Origin of the sequence: Rhodococcus sp. WAY2 (genome assembly GCF_009859915.1) — a bacterium.
Taxonomy (GTDB): domain Bacteria; phylum Actinomycetota; class Actinomycetes; order Mycobacteriales; family Mycobacteriaceae; genus Rhodococcus_F; species Rhodococcus_F oxybenzonivorans.
The window spans coordinates 33,321-49,457 of sequence record NZ_CP046572.1 but is presented as its reverse complement, the minus strand read 5'-3'; the positions used below and the strand labels follow the sequence as shown (position 1 = coordinate 49,457).

Annotated in this window: 16 protein-coding genes and 1 tRNA gene; 11 read left to right on the top strand and 6 right to left on the bottom strand. The window is 66.5% G+C overall.

Annotated features, from left to right (window positions below; genetic code table 11):
* The first annotated feature begins 132 nt into the window (after window positions 1–132).
* From GFS60_RS00240 to GFS60_RS00230, 3 genes are all read left to right on the top strand, one after another.
* On the top strand, window positions 133–978 hold the full coding sequence (locus tag GFS60_RS00240) for a glycoprotein (RefSeq protein WP_159926759.1): 846 nt from the start codon (window positions 133–135) through the stop codon (window positions 976–978).
* 73 nt (window positions 979–1,051) lie between these two features.
* Window positions 1,052–1,774, top strand: coding sequence for a hypothetical protein (locus GFS60_RS00235; RefSeq protein ID WP_159918476.1), 723 nt, complete (start codon window positions 1,052–1,054; stop codon window positions 1,772–1,774).
* A 188-nt stretch (window positions 1,775–1,962) separates the two neighbouring features.
* Window positions 1,963–2,565: a hypothetical protein gene (locus GFS60_RS00230; protein WP_236603328.1), complete on the top strand. Its 603-nt coding sequence runs from the start codon at window positions 1,963–1,965 to the stop codon at window positions 2,563–2,565.
* A 125-nt stretch (window positions 2,566–2,690) separates the two neighbouring features.
* Here GFS60_RS00230 and GFS60_RS00225 read toward each other — a convergent pair whose 3' ends face one another.
* Genes GFS60_RS00225 through GFS60_RS00215 form a run of 3 tightly spaced genes read right to left on the bottom strand, consistent with a single transcriptional unit; the run spans window position 2,691 to window position 4,122 of the window.
* On the bottom strand, window positions 2,691–3,299 hold the full coding sequence (locus GFS60_RS00225) for an SRPBCC family protein (RefSeq protein WP_159918475.1): 609 nt from the start codon (window positions 3,297–3,299) through the stop codon (window positions 2,691–2,693).
* Window positions 3,296–3,670: an ArsR/SmtB family transcription factor gene (locus GFS60_RS00220; RefSeq protein WP_159918474.1), complete on the bottom strand. Its 375-nt coding sequence runs from the start codon at window positions 3,668–3,670 to the stop codon at window positions 3,296–3,298. The genes GFS60_RS00225 and GFS60_RS00220 overlap by 4 nt, the downstream gene beginning before the upstream one ends.
* 56 nt (window positions 3,671–3,726) lie before the next feature.
* A complete protein-coding gene (locus tag GFS60_RS00215) occupies window positions 3,727–4,122 on the bottom strand; it encodes an SRPBCC family protein (RefSeq protein ID WP_159918473.1) in 396 nt (131 codons plus the stop codon).
* 109 nt (window positions 4,123–4,231) lie between these two features.
* On the opposite strand from GFS60_RS00215, the gene GFS60_RS00210 reads away from it, so the two are divergent.
* Entirely contained in the window at window positions 4,232–4,633 is a 402-nt protein-coding gene (locus GFS60_RS00210) for a VOC family protein (protein ID WP_159918472.1), read from the top strand.
* Here the strand turns inward: GFS60_RS00210 and GFS60_RS00205 are convergent.
* From GFS60_RS00205 to GFS60_RS00195, 3 genes are all read right to left on the bottom strand, one after another.
* Window positions 4,620–5,300: a helix-turn-helix transcriptional regulator gene (locus GFS60_RS00205; protein ID WP_159918471.1), complete on the bottom strand. Its 681-nt coding sequence runs from the start codon at window positions 5,298–5,300 to the stop codon at window positions 4,620–4,622. The two genes, GFS60_RS00210 and GFS60_RS00205, sit on opposite strands and share 14 nt — an antisense overlap.
* Window positions 5,301–5,332: 32 nt before the next feature.
* The gene (locus GFS60_RS00200; RefSeq protein ID WP_236603327.1) at window positions 5,333–5,773 is read right to left on the bottom strand and encodes a DUF6292 family protein; all 441 of its coding nucleotides are present in this window, start codon (window positions 5,771–5,773) and stop codon (window positions 5,333–5,335) included.
* Window positions 5,774–6,008: 235 nt separating this feature from the next.
* A tRNA-Leu gene (locus GFS60_RS00195) sits at window positions 6,009–6,094 on the bottom strand.
* A 256-nt stretch (window positions 6,095–6,350) separates the two neighbouring features.
* On the opposite strand from GFS60_RS00195, the gene GFS60_RS00190 reads away from it, so the two are divergent.
* The 7 genes from GFS60_RS00190 to pknB all read left to right on the top strand — a co-directional run bounded on the left by GFS60_RS00190 (window position 6,351) and on the right by pknB (window position 16,090).
* The gene (locus GFS60_RS00190; RefSeq protein WP_159918470.1) at window positions 6,351–7,640 is read left to right on the top strand and encodes an FhaA domain-containing protein; all 1,290 of its coding nucleotides are present in this window, start codon (window positions 6,351–6,353) and stop codon (window positions 7,638–7,640) included.
* Window positions 7,641–7,941: 301 nt separating this feature from the next.
* Entirely contained in the window at window positions 7,942–8,406 is a 465-nt protein-coding gene (locus tag GFS60_RS00185; protein WP_159918469.1) for an FHA domain-containing protein FhaB/FipA, read from the top strand.
* On the top strand, window positions 8,403–9,854 hold the full coding sequence (locus GFS60_RS00180; RefSeq protein ID WP_159918468.1) for a PP2C family protein-serine/threonine phosphatase: 1,452 nt from the start codon (window positions 8,403–8,405) through the stop codon (window positions 9,852–9,854). The genes GFS60_RS00185 and GFS60_RS00180 overlap by 4 nt, the downstream gene beginning before the upstream one ends.
* On the top strand, window positions 9,854–11,308 hold the full coding sequence (locus GFS60_RS00175) for an FtsW/RodA/SpoVE family cell cycle protein (protein WP_159918467.1): 1,455 nt from the start codon (window positions 9,854–9,856) through the stop codon (window positions 11,306–11,308). The genes GFS60_RS00180 and GFS60_RS00175 overlap by 1 nt, the downstream gene beginning before the upstream one ends.
* The gene (locus tag GFS60_RS00170; protein WP_159918466.1) at window positions 11,305–12,792 is read left to right on the top strand and encodes a penicillin-binding transpeptidase domain-containing protein; all 1,488 of its coding nucleotides are present in this window, start codon (window positions 11,305–11,307) and stop codon (window positions 12,790–12,792) included. The genes GFS60_RS00175 and GFS60_RS00170 overlap by 4 nt, the downstream gene beginning before the upstream one ends.
* Before the next feature lie 2 nt (window positions 12,793–12,794).
* Entirely contained in the window at window positions 12,795–14,174 is a 1,380-nt protein-coding gene (locus GFS60_RS00165; RefSeq protein ID WP_159918465.1) for a serine/threonine-protein kinase, read from the top strand.
* Entirely contained in the window at window positions 14,171–16,090 is a 1,920-nt protein-coding gene (gene pknB, locus GFS60_RS00160) for a Stk1 family PASTA domain-containing Ser/Thr kinase (protein ID WP_109325350.1), read from the top strand. The genes GFS60_RS00165 and pknB overlap by 4 nt, the downstream gene beginning before the upstream one ends.
* Window positions 16,091–16,137 lie beyond the last annotated feature (47 nt).

Below are 16,137 nucleotides of genomic sequence, written 5' to 3'. Positions count from 1 at the left end.
ACTGCCCTGCCGCCGGCGTGCACCTTTTCCATTCGCGGTACCCCTGATCTGCATCGATCTCTGCTTTTTGGATGCGGCACCTGCCTGCATCCACTTTCACTCGACATCAGGAGTAACCACGTGAAGATCCGCATGCATGCAGTGGCAGCCGCACTGTCGGTATCCGCTGCAGCAGTGCTCGGCGCCGCGACCGCACACGCCGCTCCGAGCACCGCCCCGTCGACGTCACAGCCCGGCGTCACCGACCGGTCGACGCCACCCACCACTTCCCAGCCGGGAGTGGCGAATCCGGCCGGCCCGCCCACGACGTCACAGCCCGGCGTCACCGGCCCCGCAGCCCCGACGACACCCGCTCCCCCGCAGGCACCCCTGGCCGTACCCGGAGGCGACGCGGCCACCCCCGGCCCGGCACCGAGCGGTGACACCCCGCCGTCCGCCGCCCCGGACGCCGTCGAGGTTGCCCCTGCCCAGCCCGCTGCGGTGTGGATCGATCCGGACGACATGCCGAAAACCAATCAGGCACCCGTCGCCCCCACCCTTCCCGTGCCCAAGCCGGTGGTCGAGGTGAACGCCGCCGTCGACACCCTGCTCGGTACCCTTCCGGTGGCTGTCAACGGTCGCCAGTACGGCAACCCCGAGGGATACGCCGGCACCGTCGGCTGGCGCATCGGTGACGCCACCGGCACCGCGGGTATCGCGATCGACCCCTCCTCCCCCACCGCCGCCGCCGTGTCGGCGTTCGTCGCGGATTCCCAGGCCGGGCACCCGATCAACTGGTCGGCGCCGGTCGACGTCACACCGATCGCCGCCGCCATCTCGAATGCAGCAGATCGGTACCCGGCCTTCGGCTCGTTCGTCGACGCGGTCGCCGCCCTTCCGGCACCGCAGCTACCGCAGCTGCAGTCGACGGACAGCGGGCCGAGCACCGTCACGATCGGTGGCATCAACGTGCGCAGCCAGGCAACGCTGCACGTCTGATCGGTGATCCTCCGGGCGGCGCCGGCTACAGGGCCGGCTCCGCCCGGCGGAATGAGGTGTGGAGGATTCACCTGTGACAGAACCGCCCCGCAGGAACGACGACAGCGCTACCCGCGATCGCTTCGCACATTGGTTCCCGCCCTTCACACCTACCCCCGCGTCTACGCGTGCTGCGTCTGCGAGTGCTGCGGAATCGACCGAAGAAGCCCGAGATTCACAGCCCGAGCTTCCGCCGCCTGTCCCCACCTGGCTGGCGCCGAGCGACCACCATGACACCACGCCCGTCGTCCGCGGCGGGCGCGGAAAACAGAGACTCGCTCTCGTCGGCGCCGCTGCCGCCCTCGGAGCAGTAATCGTCGGTGTCGTCATCGTTTCGAGTTTCGGGTCCTCCAACGAGACCGGGAGTCCCGTCGCGGCCGTGGATGCGGACTGGTGCGTCGAATCCCGGAACGACGGCGCGGTCACCGGCAACGGTCCCGGCGGTACGGCGGACGGCACCGAAGTGATTCTGGCTTTCGACCACGCCTACTACGTGGAGCGAAGCGGAGCGAAGGCCCGCGACGTGGTCACCGCCGATGCTCCGATGGGGTCGGCCGAGACGATCCAGCGGGGTATCGACTCGTTGCCGGAGGGCACCGAACATTGCCTCACGATCAGCCCCATCGAACCCGGCCGCTATGCCGTCACACTCACGGAGCAGCGACCGGACGGGTCGACCCACCAGTATCGGCAGGTCGTGACCACCACCGACCGTGACGGCCGCACCTACATCACATCCATTGGAGACGCTCAGTGACATACCGAACCAGCTAGAACACAACATCTTCCACGCTCATCCTGGGCGCGTGCGGAGGTGCGGGCGCCACCACGACGGCCCTCGGACTCGCCAACACCGCGGCAGTACACGGGACTACAGCGGTCGCAGTCGACGCAACTCCGGCGGGTGGTGACATCGCCGAACGCGGTGCCGACGCCGTGCTCTCCGTGAGCGGACTCGAACACGTGGTGACAGTGGCAGCGTCCGGAGCCGTCCCGGACGACGTCTTCGACGGATATTGCTCGCGCACAACCGTGGATGCCCGGATCCTGAATCGGCTCGGCACTCAGACGGCCACCGACAGCGAAATGTTTTTGCTCGCAGAAGCTCTCCGTGCGCGCGGGGCGAGCTCCGTGTACGACCTGGGCCACCGATTGCGCGCTTCCTACCTGTCACCCCTGCTGGCCGCACCGACGCCGATCATCCTCGTCGTGCCCTGCCGTGCCGACGCGTTCAACCGACTACGCGCCGCACTGCAGTCGATCGGCGACACACTCGGTGAACCCGGTCTGTCCCGGACAGTCGTCACCGTGTCGAATCAGGACAACACCGGATGGCAGGTGGACGTCGATCTGCTGCGCGACTACCTCGGCGGGCAGGTGTGGGGTGTGGAGACCATCCCGTACGACGAGCACCTCGGCATGGGGGTCGTCATCAGCCACGATCAACTCGCCGCCGACACCCGCGCGGCCTACGAGCGGCTCCTCGACATCGCCTCGGCGCTCGCCGACGGGCGCCGCGAACCGGTGCCCGCGCCGGTGTCGGAGTAATGCTTCCCAGCGATTCCACAGATGCGCACCTATTCGCCAACTGCGCACCAAATTGACTGTGCAACGGACTAATTGGTGCGCAAACAGCCACCTGACGAGTTGCCCCGCAGCCCCGCGCCATCAAGTCACCCGTTGTCGGAGCCGCCCGCGTGTTGTGCCTCGATTTTGGCCCATTCCCTGCCGCGGTGGTTGGCGAGACGCAGCTCTTCGGCTTCGTCGAAGGTGTACCACTCGGTGCTGGGGCGGTCGGGTAGGACTCCTCGCAGGTATTCGCCGAGGTAGTGCAGTGGTCCTTCCCATCCCGTTCCGACGCCGTAGCAGCCGGTGTCTGGATCGTTGCGGAACACGTCGGCGACAGAGGCGTGCTCCAACACCAGCCACGTGGCGTCGGGACCGTCGGAAGTCAGCCGGACCTCGACCTGGTCGCTGTAGCCACGATCGCCGGGCGGTGTCCACTCGAGCCGCAGCAGATGCGGGGGGTCGCAGACGAGAATTTTCCCACTGGCCTGCCCCTCGAACGCATAGGAACCACCTGCGCGCAGGTCGCCGCTGACGGGGAGGAAGAAGCGGTTCACACGGTCTGGGGTCGTGATGGCGTCCCACACGTCCTTGATAGGCGCTTCGTATCGACGCTCGAGCACCGCCGTTCGCGCTGGGCCTTCAGCAATTTCCCGGTTGCCCATTGCCCGTTTCACAGCCGTCAGGCTGGTGTCTTGGCTGGCGATCTCGTTCACTGTCGGTCTCCTTCATTGGATGAGTCGGGATGTGACGGTCGGCTCGTTCGGCGCTCCCGGCGTCCGCGAGCGAGTTCGGTGGCCAACGCGTCGAGCGGTCCGGTCCAGAACCGCCGAAACCCTTCGAGCCACTGATCGATTTCTTGCAGCGGCGCCGGCTGGACCGCGTAGAGGCGTCTCGTGCCTTCGCGCCGGACCGTGGCGAACCCGTTCTCCCGAAGAACCCGCAGGTGTCCCGACACCGTCGGCTGCGAGATACCGAACTCGGCCGCAGCAACTTCGGTCACCTGGCCGGCCGAGCACTCCCCCTCTGCCAAGAGCTCCAGAATCCGCCGCCGGACGGGGTCGCCGAGAACATCGAACGCGTGCACAATCCCTTTATATCGGTATCAACCAATATAGGCAAGACCCGATGAAGCGCGCCGGCTCACCGTTCCAGCAGCCCCTTCAACCGCTGCAGGTCCGCGGTGACGGCCGCGGCGTCGGCGGTGAACTCGTCGACGCCCATCCCTTCTCTTCGTCGGAGGGTGAAGACGACTTCGCTGTGTTCGCCGTCGGGGATGACGCGAACCGGGTTGTAGACGGTGTCTCCGCCCGGGAGGGTGACGTGGTGGTCGAGCACTCCGAAGTCGTTGGGTGGCGCGAAGGCGACGAACACCTGCCCCATCGGCGAGTCGGCGACCCAATGATCGCCCTCGCGGGCGATGCTGCTGCTCAAACCGGCAGCCCAGGCCGGCAGATTGGCTGGGTCGCTCGCATAGGCGTAGACGTCGGCGGCACTGCGAGCGATGAACACACTGACATGGGTGGATTCGCGGGTCATGGCTCCAGCATCCCCGTTGTTCCGCAAACCTGATTGAAGGAATCGGACGGCGCGTCGGATGTCTGAAATCTTCTATTTCCACGACGTCGTCCGAAGCTAGCTTTGCGGCATGACGATTCCTACTTTTGCCGCCATCGAACTGGTGGTTCACGACCTCGCCGCATCATTGGCGTTCTACCGTCGAATCGGCCTCGACATCCCCGCCGGGTCTGAGGAGGCGCCACATGTCGAGTTCGAACTTCCCGGCGGAATACGACTGCTGTGGGACACCGTCGAGACCGTCCGGTCGTTCGAGCCGGACTGGACGACGCCTCAGGGTGGACATCGGGTGGCACTCGGGTTCGATTGCGAGAGTCCGGATGTCGTGGACAAGGTATTCACTGACCTGACCGACGCGGGCTACCGCGAGAGACATGCCCCTTGGGACGCGCCCTGGGGTCAGCGTTACGCCACGATCGACGACCCGGACGGCAATCCGGTCGACCTGTTCGCGCCACTCACGACGACGTGACCAATCGGCCGAAGGAGCGGCCGGTCAACTCGTTCGACTCGCGGATCAAGTGAGCTTGGTCGGCGAACCCCGCCAAGCTTGCCGCCTCCGCGGCAGACATCGATCCCACCAACTCCCTGGCCCGCTGCAGCCGGAGAATGCGCGCCAGCACCTTCGGCCCGTATCCGAACTCCCGACGACACAGCCGGTGCAGTTGGCGTTCGCTCATACCGACACGATCCGCCACCTCCCGGACAGGGCACTGACGTGCAAGCAGGCTAACGGTCACCGCGATTCTGCGGTCCGGCCTCGCAATAAGCCGGCGACGGGCGGCGAACTTCTCGAGTTGGGTGGCGGGATCACCGTGCTCGGCGATCGAGGACAGAAGCCGGGCGGTGTCGTCGTCGTAGAGCACGTCGGCGAGCGGCACCCGCGCGTTCGCCAAAGCCTCCGCCGGCGTCCCGAGTAACGCCGGCAGGGTGCCGGGCGCACATCGCAATCCCACGAGGTGATCGCCGGGGCGAGTGCGGGCAATGTAGGGACGAGAATCCGGACCCGCCACGACGACGTCGCCGTTCATCCAGATGAGATCCATGCATCCGTCGGGCAGAATCACGCCGTCACCGCCCGCTGCGGTCTTTTCCCACACCACGGCGCCGGCGAAGGTAGAGCTCCGCTCCGAGTACATGCGCTCATGCTAGGCAGTGGGTCCGACCCGGACTATTCCCCGAAGAATCCCCGCACGACTCTCGGTGCAGGCTGGGCCCCGTGGTGGAGTTCTCGGAGCGCCCGCAGACGCAGATCCCCGACCGCGGGGCCCCTGGACGCCCCGGGCACCCACTCGCCGAGATCGGCGACCGCTTCGACGACGCGGTCGGCACATCGGGCGGCCTCCGGGACCCGTCCGATCCCGAGGCTCTCGATGATCACCACGTTCCCGTCCGTGAGTCCGCGTACTCCGACCGACCACCCGAAGTGGCGGTTCCAGGCCAGAACGACCTTCCGTCCCGGGTAGCAGGGGATTTCCGAGGACAGTGTCAGGACCGCGTCGAATGCGGGTATCTGCCACCACTCCACCGTGTCCGCTTCCACCGTCGCAGCAACGGACCGGATGTACTCGACGACATGCGTAGCACCGGCAACCCGGAGCGCTTTGTTCATGATTCGACCCACCTTCGACGAATCCGGCGGCGCAGAGGCCGGCGAATTCGTGCGCCTCAGCCTTCAGTTACCCGCTGCGCTGCTGAGCGGGGACGGAACCCGCTGATCGGGTCCCTCTCGTCAGGTATTCGGCGCAGAACCGGCTGCGGACGGGATCGACTTTCCGCTGGGAACGACGAAAGCCACGAACTCGTTTCGAGTTCGTGGCTTCGTTGTCGCGGTTCGAAAACCGCTGTGGTGGGCGAAGGGGGACTTGAACCCCCACGTCCCGAAGGACACTGGCACCTGAAGCCAGCGCGTCTGCCATTCCGCCACTCGCCCGAGCGACTGGAGAACATTATCACGAGGCCATCGGAAATCGCGATTCGTGCAGGTCAAGCCCGGAAATGCCCACAAAAACCCTCGTCCGGACAAAGACCGATATCATGCTAGTGCGTAGACCCGTGTCGCGGCTCGATGCAGTGACAGTACCGTGGGATATACGCATGGAAGTGTCGCGACACGAACGGGGTCACGGCACGACCGACGCGCCGAACATGTCGCAGGCCGACGAGCGAGACACTGTAAGGAGGTTCCGATGGGGATAGTGCAACGTTTCGAGCGGAAGCTCCAGGGGGCAGTGGGTGACGCGTTCGCACGGGTCTTCGGCGGCGGCGTGGTGCCGCAGGAAGTGGAGGCGGCACTTCAGCAGGAGGCTGCCGATCGTATTCAGGAGCTCGAGGGCGGCCACCTGCTTGCTCCGAACAGCTACGTCATCGCCATCAACAACTCGGATCACGAAGGCCTTGCCGCCGACAGAGACCTGACGGTCAAAGCCTTCTCTCGTCACCTCGAAGACTTCATTCGCGACCAGGGCTGGCAGACGTATGGTCCCATTCATGTCGCGTTCGAACCATCGCCTTCACTGCACACCGGGCAGTTCCGCACCCGGGGTTCGGTGGATCCGGATGCGGGTCGCCCGGGCGCGACCCCACCGGGGCGACCCGAACCGCCGCGCGGTCCCGCACCGCGACCACAGGCACCGTTTGTACCCGTCACGTCGAATCCAGGAGCTGGCCCCATGACGCAGAACTCAGGCTACGACCCCAGCCGCGAACCAGCGGGCAACCGTAAGCCCGATCCGCAGTACGCGCGCAACGGTCACGCCCATGCGGGCCAGGACCAGGGATACCCGCCTGGTTACCAGAACGGTTACGACCGGGGCGGCTACCCGCAGGCCGGCTACGACCAGCAGCAGCCTTACCCCGAGGCGCCGCGTGGTGGATACCCGCAGGATCAGCAGGCCTACGGCCAGGCTTACGAGCAGGCACCGCAGGCGCCCGGCTACGAGCAGCCCGCCGACGACGGCTACGACTACCGCGAGGCCGGATACGCCCAGGACTACCGGGGTGGCTACGACCAGGGCGCTCCCGCGCGCTACCCGGACGGTACCTACGCCGAAGCCGGCTACCAGCAGCCGCAGGCGTACGACCGTGGCGGCTACCAGCAGGGTGGCTACGACCAGCAGGCGTACGACCAGGGCTACTCGGACTACGACCAGGGCGGCTACAACCAGCAGGCCTACCCGCCCGAGGGGCACACGTACACCGCCACGCTGCAACTCGAAGACGGCAGTGGACGCCACTTCCAGCTGCGCGAAGGCAACAACATCATCGGCCGCGGCCAGGAGGCACAGTTCCGTCTGCCCGACACCGGGGTGTCACGACGCCATATCGACATCCGCTGGGACGGTCAGGTCGCCATGCTGTCCGACCTGGGATCCACCAACGGGACCACGGTCAACGGTGCGCCGGTCCAGGATTGGCAGCTCGCCGACGGCGACATCATCCGGGCGGGGCACTCGGAGATCCTGGTTCGAATCCTCTGAGGCGCAGCCGACCAAACGACCTGAGGCGCAGCCGACCGGAGACCCTGAGGCGCAGCCGACCAAACGACCTGAGGCGAAGCCGATACAACTTATCCGGACCGCGTGCCGAGACCCTTTCGAGACGTGTTCGATGCTCGACCGACACCCCGTCGGAGGCCGTGTCGGAGGTAACACGGTGGCGACTCCGTATCGTTGGGGGCTGTCCGTATCCTGATCGCAGGGTGCGGATTGCCCCTATGATGCTGCGAGAAAAAGACGCCGGAGACTCGACCGTTTCGGCAACAGAAGGAGGTGGACTGCCGTGCAAGGTTTGATTCTGCAACTCACGCGAGCAGGCTTTCTGCTTCTGCTGTGGCTCTTCGTGTGGTCTGTACTCAGGGCGCTCCGGGGTGACATCTACGCAGGGTCCGGCGTCCGGGTTCCCCCCAGGTACTCGCGCACCGGCAACGTTCTGCCTTCTTTGGGTAAGACGAAGTCGGCCAAGTATCTCGTGGTCACGCAGGGTGGCCTGGCGGGCACTCGCATCACCTTGGGTACCCAGCCGGTTCTGATCGGGCGGGCCGACGACTCCACCCTCGTACTCACCGACGACTACGCGTCCACCCGGCACGCCCGGCTCTCTCCGCGGGGCGCCGATTGGTACGTCGAAGACCTCGGCTCCACCAACGGCACCTACCTCGACCGCGCCAAGGTCACCACATCTGTCCGCGTGCCGCTCGGTACTCCCGTACGCGTCGGCAAGACGGTAATCGAGTTGCGCCCGTGACCCTCGTACTCCGCTATGCCGCCCGCAGCGACCGTGGCCTCGTCCGATCCAACAACGAAGACTCTGTCTATGCCGGTGCGCGACTGCTGGCGCTGGCGGACGGTATGGGTGGTCATGCGGCAGGTGAGGTCGCGTCGCAGTTGATGATTGCGGCGCTCGCGCATCTCGACGACGACGAGCCGGGCGAAGACCTTCTGGGCAAGCTCGAGGCGGCCACGCGTGAGGGCAACGACTCCATCGCCGACCATGTCGAGGAGGATCCGGAGCTCGACGGCATGGGCACCACGCTCACCGCGATCCTCTTCTCCGGGAGCAAACTCGGACTGGTCCACATCGGCGACTCCCGCGCCTACCTTCTGCGTGACAACACCCTGACGCAGATCACGCGCGACGACACGTTCGTGCAGTCCCTCGTCGACGAGGGCCGGATCACGGCGGAACAGGCGCACACCCACCCGCAACGTTCCCTCATCATGCGGGCGCTGACCGGCAACGAGATCGAGCCCACCCTCACGGTCCGGGAGGCCCGCGCCGGCGACCGTTATCTGCTGTGTTCCGACGGGCTTTCGGATGTGGTGAGTGACGAGACCATCGAGAACACGATGCGTGAGGGCAGCCAGGACGAATGCGCCGACCGGCTCATCGAACTCGCGTTGCGCAGCGGTGGCCCCGACAACGTGACGGTCGTGGTCGCCGACGTCATCGACCTCGACTACGGGCAGAGCCACCCGATCGTGGCCGGGGCGGCATCCGCCGACGACGACGATGACGCCCCGCCGCCGAACACCGCCGCAGGCCGTGCCGCAGCGATGCGGCCGCCGCGCGCGACGCCCAAACGCGTCGTCCCGCAGGTCGAGGAAGCGCCGACGAAGAAGACGCGCCACCGTATGTGGTGGGCGGCGCTGGCGCTCGGTCTCATCGTCGTCGTCGCCGTCGCTGCCTTCGTAGGGCGGGCTCTGATCCGCAACAACTACTACGTCGGCGCCGACGGCGAACGTGTGACCGTACTGCGTGGCGTCCCGGGTTCGGTGCTGGGTTACTCGCTTCAGGAGGCCAACCTCGTCGGCTGTGTCACCGACACCGGTTCGCTCACGCTGATGTCGCCCACCGACTCCCCGAACGGGTGCACCATTCTCCAGGTCGACGACCTGCAGCCGTCGGCCCGCGAACAGGTCCGCGCCGGTTTGCCGTCGGGCAAGCTCGACGACGTCCGGAATCAGATGGCACGGCTGGCCGACAACGATCTCCTGCCCGTCTGCGAATCGCAGCCGGCCACGACCACCACTAGCCCTGTCCCGGTGCCGTCACCCACTCCGGAGCCTCCCCCGGCGCCCACACCTGCTCCGCCGGCGGCCACTCCCGAGACGGCTGTACCACCGACACCGACACCGACACCGACACCGACCACGACCCAGGTCCCCGGTCAGAACTGCAGGACGGCTAGCTGATGTCCGTCGCAAGTGCTTCACCGGGGGCGCAGTTTCCCAGTCCACCGGGCGGGTTCGCACCAGCCCCCGTCCAATCGACGCGTCGCAACACCGAGCTGATCCTCATCGGTCTCGCGATTCTGATCACGACCCTGTCACTGGTGTTGGTCGAGGCCAGCCAGGAACAGAGCATCACCTGGGATCTCGGCAAATACGCGGCAGCGTATGCAGCACTGTTTCTGATCGCGCACCTCGCGGTCCGGCGGTTCGCGCCGTATGCCGATCCGCTGATCCTTCCCATCGTCGCCCTGCTCAACGGCCTCGGGCTGGTGTTGATTCACCGCCTCGATCTGGCCGACGCACAGTCGGCCCAGTACTTCGGGCTGCCCGTCCCCTCGCCCGACGCCAACCAGCAGGTGCTGTGGACGACGCTGGCCATCGCGGGTTTCGTCGCTGTCCTGGTGTTGCTGAAGGACTATCGACTGCTCGCACGCTACAGCTACACGCTGGGTCTTGCGGGACTGGTCTTCCTCGCCATTCCCGCAATCCTGCCGTCGAGCTTCTCCGAGGTGAACGGCGCAAAAATCTGGATCCGGCTTCCCGGCTTCAGCATTCAGCCAGGCGAGTTCGCCAAAATCCTGCTGATCATCTTCTTCGCGTCCGTCCTGGTCGCGAAGCGTGACCTGTTCACCACGGCCGGCAAGCACATCTTCGGGATGGATTTGCCCCGTGCCCGTGACCTCGGCCCGATCCTCCTCGCCTGGATGGTGTCGGTGGGCGTGCTGGTGTTCGAAAAGGATCTCGGCACGTCACTGCTGTTGTTCAGCACCGTTCTAGTGATGCTGTACATCGCCACCGAACGCGTCGGCTGGCTGCTCATCGGCGGTGGGCTCCTCGCGATCGGTTTCTTCTTCGCCTATCACCTGTTCGGTCACGTACGGGTCCGCGTCAGCACGTGGCTCGACCCGCTGGCCGACTACAACAACACCGGATACCAGATCTCGCAGTCGTTGTTCGGGCTCGCAACCGGTGGTGTCGCCGGAACCGGACTCGGCAGCGGCCGGCCGGCGCAGGTGCCGTTCGCGAAGACCGACTTCATCGTGGCCACGATCGGCGAGGAACTGGGCCTGATCGGTCTCGCCGCCGTACTGATGCTGTTTCTGATCCTCGTCATCCGCGGCCTGCGCACCGCGCTCGCAGTACGGGACAGCTTCGGCAAGCTCCTCGCGGCCGGACTGTCGTTCACCATCGCCGTGCAGGTGTTCGTCGTCGTCGGCGGTGTCACCAAGTTGATTCCCCTCACGGGGCTGACCACGCCGTTCATGTCGTACGGTGGGTCGTCGCTGCTGGCCAACTACCTTTTGCTCGCCATTCTGATCAAGATCTCGGACGCCGCCCGCGAGCCGGCCGTCCCGAAGAAGAAGGGTCCCGCCCCCATCGCCGACGCTCCCACCGAAATGGTGCCGCGCACATGAACACACCACTGCGCCGCGTCGCGATCGCTGTCATGGTCATGGTGGTCGCCCTCCTCGCCAACGCCACCTATGTACAGGTCATCAAGGCGGACGACCTTCGAGCCGATCCGCGGAACTCGCGCGTCCTCCTCGACGAGTACTCCCGCCAGCGCGGTCAGATCTCCGCCGCGGGACAGGTGCTCGCGGCGTCCGTGCCCACCGAGGACCGCTACAAGTACCTGCGGACCTACCCGCCGAACCCGGCGGCGCCGTCGAGCCCGCTGGCCAACGCACCCGTCACCGGCTTCTACTCCATGCAGTACGGCAGCACGGGTCTCGAGCGTGCCGAGGACCCGGTACTCAACGGTTCCGACAACCGGTTGTTCGGCCGCCGGTTCTTCGACCTGGTGTCGGGGCGTGATCCGCGCGGCGGCAACGTCGTCAGCACGATCAATCCGGTGATGCAGCAAGTCGCCTACGACCAACTGACGTCGAAGGGCTACACGGGATCCGTCGTGGCCATCGAGCCGAGCACGGGCCGGATCCTGACCATGGTGAGCACCCCGAGTTACGACCCGAACGTCCTCGCGAGCCACGACGGCACCGAGACCACGCAGGCGTGGGAGTCTCTCAACGCCGACCCCGGCAAGCCTCTGCTGAATCGGGCCGTATCGCAGACCTACCCGCCGGGCTCCACGTTCAAGGTGGTCGTCACCGCGGCCGCGCTCGGTGCCGGAGCCACCCCGGAAGACCAGTTGACGGCAGCGCCGCAGATCACCCTCCCCGATACTGCGACGACACTCGAGAACTACAACGGTTCCACCTGCGGCGGCGCACCGACCGCGTCGCTGCGTGAGGCACTCGCCAGGTCGTGCAACACGGCGTTCGTCGAACTCGGCATCAAGACCGGGGCCGACGCCCTCACCGATCAGGCGGCGGCGCTCGGCGTCGGCGGTCAGATGCCGGGTGTCCCGTTCCCGGTCGCGGACAGCACGGTGGGGTCGATTCCCGACGACGCCGCACTCGGTCAGAGCAGCATCGGCCAGCGCGACGTGGCACTGACACCCCTGCAGAACGCGATGATCGCCGCTACCGTGGCCAACGGCGGGGTGCGCATGCAGCCGCAGCTGGTATCGGAACTGCAGGGACCCGACCTGTCCAACCTCGCGACGACCAACCCGGTGTCCGAGGGTCAGGCGATGTCGCCGCAGGTGGCCGCCACCCTGACAGACCTGATGATCGGCTCCGAGAACAACACCAGCGGTACAGGCAAGATCCCCGGAGTGCAGATCGCGTCGAAGACGGGAACTGCGGAGCACGGAACCGACCCGCGCAACACACCGCCTCACGCCTGGTACATCGCTTTTGCACCCGCACAGAACCCGACGGTCGCCATCGCGGTGATCGTCGAGGACGGCGGAGATCGAGCACTGGCCGCAACCGGCGGCTCGGTGGCTGCACCTATCGGCCGTGCCGTCATCGCAGCCGGATTACAAGGGGGCTGATTGTGGCACTGAACAACGGCGCGCTGATCGCCAATCGATATCGCCTGATCCGCCTCATCGCGACGGGCGGAATGGGACAGGTCTGGGAGGCGACGGACAACCGGCTCAACCGGCGCGTAGCCGTCAAGGTCCTCAAGTCCGAGTTTTCGTCGGACCCCGAATTCCTCGAACGTTTCCGCTTCGAGGCGCGAACCACGGCGCAGCTGAACCATTCAGGAATCGCCGGTATCTACGACTACGGCGAGGTGCGGGACAGCACCGGTGATTCGACCGCCTACCTCGTGATGGAACTCGTCAACGGTGAACCGCTCAATGCCGTCCTGGCGCGGGTCGGCCGGCTCGCGGTCCCCCATGCGCTGGACATGCTCGAGCAGACCGGGCGCTCACTGCAAGTGGCGCACGACGCCGGGGTCGTGCACCGTGACGTGAAGCCGGGCAACATCCTGATCACCCCCACCGGTCAGGTGAAGATCACCGACTTCGGTATCGCCAAGGCCGTCGAGAACTCGCCGGTGACGCGCACCGGCATGGTGATGGGCACCGCCCAGTACATCGCTCCGGAGCAGGCGCTCGGGCAGGACGCGACTGCGGCGAGTGACGTGTATTCGCTCGGCATCGTCGGCTACGAGGCCCTGTCGGGGCGGCGTCCTTTCATCGGGGACGGCGCCATCACCGTGGCGATGAAGCACGTGCAGGAGGCTCCGGCACCGCTGCCGGCAGACCTGCCGCCGAACATTCGCGAATTGATCGAGATCACCATCGCGAAGGACCCGACGGTCCGTTATTCCAGTGGCGGCGAGTTCGCGGACGCGGTCGCTGCTGTGCGGGCGGGCCGGCGTCCGCCGCCGCCCGGAGCGGTGGCTGGTGGAACGGCACGTGTGCTGCCGCCTCCTCCTCTGACGGGGGCCACTCAGATGATGCCCCCTTCGCAGGCGGCATACATGGGCCCGGTCACCGGGCAGGTTCCCGACCCGGACGACGACGACCGGAAACGCGGCGGCCTGACCAACGGTCAGAAGGCGGTGGCCTGGGGCGCCGGCGGCATTCTGCTGCTGGCGGCGATCATCGCCCTGGCAATGATCTTGTTCGACGGTGGTGACACGAAGGATCCGACGGTTCCGGCGGTCACCTCGTCGTTGCGGACGATCACGACGACACCCCGTCCCACGACGACGACCACCACCGAACCGCCCACCACGACCACCACGGAACCGCCGACGACGACCACGACGACGGAACCCCCCACCACCACGACGACCACGACCACCACCGAACCGCCGACAACCACGACCACGACCACGACCACCACCACCGAACCGACGACGACCACGACGACCACGTCGGAGGAGTCAGCTACTTCGACTTCACAAGGATTGCCATGACGACACCGCGTAACCTCTCCTCACGCTACGAGCTGGGTGAGATTCTCGGCTTCGGTGGCATGTCCGAGGTCCATCTCGCTCGTGACGTTCGCCTCAGCCGTGACGTGGCGATCAAGGTGCTGCGCGCCGACCTTGCCCGCGACCCCACGTTCTACCTCCGGTTCCGCCGTGAGGCGCAGAACGCGGCCGCGCTCAACCATCCGGCGATCGTGGCCGTCTACGACACCGGTGAGGCCGAAACCGAAGCGGGGCCGCTGCCGTACATCGTGATGGAGTACGTGGACGGCGACACGTTGCGCGACATCGTGCGCAGCGAGGGTCCGATGGCCCCGCGCCGCGCGATGGAAATCATTTCCGACGTGTGCGCCGCCCTGGACTTCAGTCATCGCAACGGCATCGTGCACCGCGACGTGAAGCCCGCCAATGTGATGATCAACCGTGCGGGCGCGGTGAAGGTGATGGACTTCGGCATCGCCCGCGCGATCTCCGACGCCTCCAGCCCGATGACACAAACCGCCGCGGTGATCGGCACGGCCCAGTACCTGTCGCCGGAACAGGCCCGCGGTGAGCAGGTGGATGCCCGTTCCGACGTGTACTCACTCGGCTGCGTGCTGTTCGAGATCCTGACCGGGCAGCCGCCGTTCAAGGGCGACTCACCTGTCGCGGTGGCGTACCAGCATGTGCGGGAGGATCCGCAGACACCGTCCGAGATCAACCCGGACATTCCGCGCGAGCTCGACTCGGTGATTCTCAAGGCGATGAGCAAGAATCCGGCGAACCGCTACCAGACGGCCGCCGACATGCGCAGCGACCTGGTTCGGGTCCTCGGCGGGCAGCGTCCCAGCGCACCGATGGTGATGAGCGACGAAGATCGCACCACCATCCTCGGTGCCGTCGACACCGGCGCCGGGCACTACCGCCGCCCGCCCGCACCGGTACCGGGTCCCGCCACGAGGAGTGAGCCGGCCGAGCCGGAGAAGAAGAACAACGCGCTGCGCATGGCACTGCTCGCGTTGGCAGGCCTGATCGTCGTCGGCATCGTCGGCGCCTTCCTGTGGTCGGTCGGACCGGGTTCGGAGGCCGACCAGGTGACCATGCCGGATGTGACGAACCAGAACGCGGACGAGGCGGAGACGACTCTGCAGAACCTCGGCTTCCGGGTAGCTCGGCAGCAGAAACCGGACGCTGTCGTGGCGACCGGCAACGTCATCACCACCCGTCCCGTCGGCGGCGTCCAGGTGGACGAGGGCAGCACGATCACACTCGAGGTGTCGAGCGGTCCCGAACAGGTGAAGGTGCCGCGACTCGCGGGCCTGAGCCAGCAGGAAGCGCAGCAGGAACTCAACGCGGTCGGGCTACGCCTCGATACCGCGGTCGCCCGTGCGCCGTCGTCGCCGTCGGAGATCGACACGGTGATCGACCAGAACCCGTCGTCGGGGGCGAGCATCGCACTCGACTCCGTGGTGGCCATCACCCTCGGCAGTGGTCCTGAGCAGATTCGGATTCCCGACGTGACCGGACAGAAGGTCGAAGTGGCGCAGGCCAACATCGAGGGCGCCGGATTCACCGCGGTCATCCAGCAGATCGACTCCGGTCAACCCAAGGGCGAAGTGGTGTCCACGGATCCCGTCGGCGGCTCGACCGCGGCCAAGGGCGACACCATCACGATTCGCGTGTCGAACGGCGACAACATCGCGATGCCCGACCTCACGGGCAAGACGGTGTCGCAGGCGCTCGCCACTCTGCGCAGTGCGGGCTGGAGCGGCTCGTCGAGCTCACTGGCCCAGACGCAGACGTCGACGCTCGACCCCGACATGGTCGGGAAGGTTCTCACTCAGCAGCAGCCGCCGGGATCCGAAATCGCCAAGGACGCGGTCGTGTCCGTCGGTGTGGGCACGCTCGGCATCCCGCGATAGGCGGCTCCGCCGCCTGTGCGCCTTTTTGGTTGCAGTAGCTACCAGAA

What these genes read in the sequence shown, in the direction of transcription:
- GFS60_RS00170 (WP_159918466.1), top strand. Translation starts at nt 11,305, where the DNA reads ATGAACACACCACTGCGCCGCGTCGCGATCGCTGTCATGGTCATGGTG.
- GFS60_RS00210 (WP_159918472.1), top strand. Translation starts at nt 4,232, where the DNA reads ATGACGATTCCTACTTTTGCCGCCATCGAACTGGTGGTTCACGACCTC.
- GFS60_RS00205 (WP_159918471.1), bottom strand. Translation starts at nt 5,300, where the DNA reads ATGTACTCGGAGCGGAGCTCTACCTTCGCCGGCGCCGTGGTGTGGGAA.
- GFS60_RS00240 (WP_159926759.1), top strand. Translation starts at nt 133, where the DNA reads ATGCATGCAGTGGCAGCCGCACTGTCGGTATCCGCTGCAGCAGTGCTC.
- GFS60_RS00190 (WP_159918470.1), top strand. Translation starts at nt 6,351, where the DNA reads ATGGGGATAGTGCAACGTTTCGAGCGGAAGCTCCAGGGGGCAGTGGGT.
- pknB (WP_109325350.1), top strand. Translation starts at nt 14,171, where the DNA reads ATGACGACACCGCGTAACCTCTCCTCACGCTACGAGCTGGGTGAGATT.
- GFS60_RS00175 (WP_159918467.1), top strand. Translation starts at nt 9,854, where the DNA reads ATGTCCGTCGCAAGTGCTTCACCGGGGGCGCAGTTTCCCAGTCCACCG.
- GFS60_RS00215 (WP_159918473.1), bottom strand. Translation starts at nt 4,122, where the DNA reads ATGACCCGCGAATCCACCCATGTCAGTGTGTTCATCGCTCGCAGTGCC.
- GFS60_RS00200 (WP_236603327.1), bottom strand. Translation starts at nt 5,773, where the DNA reads ATGAACAAAGCGCTCCGGGTTGCCGGTGCTACGCATGTCGTCGAGTAC.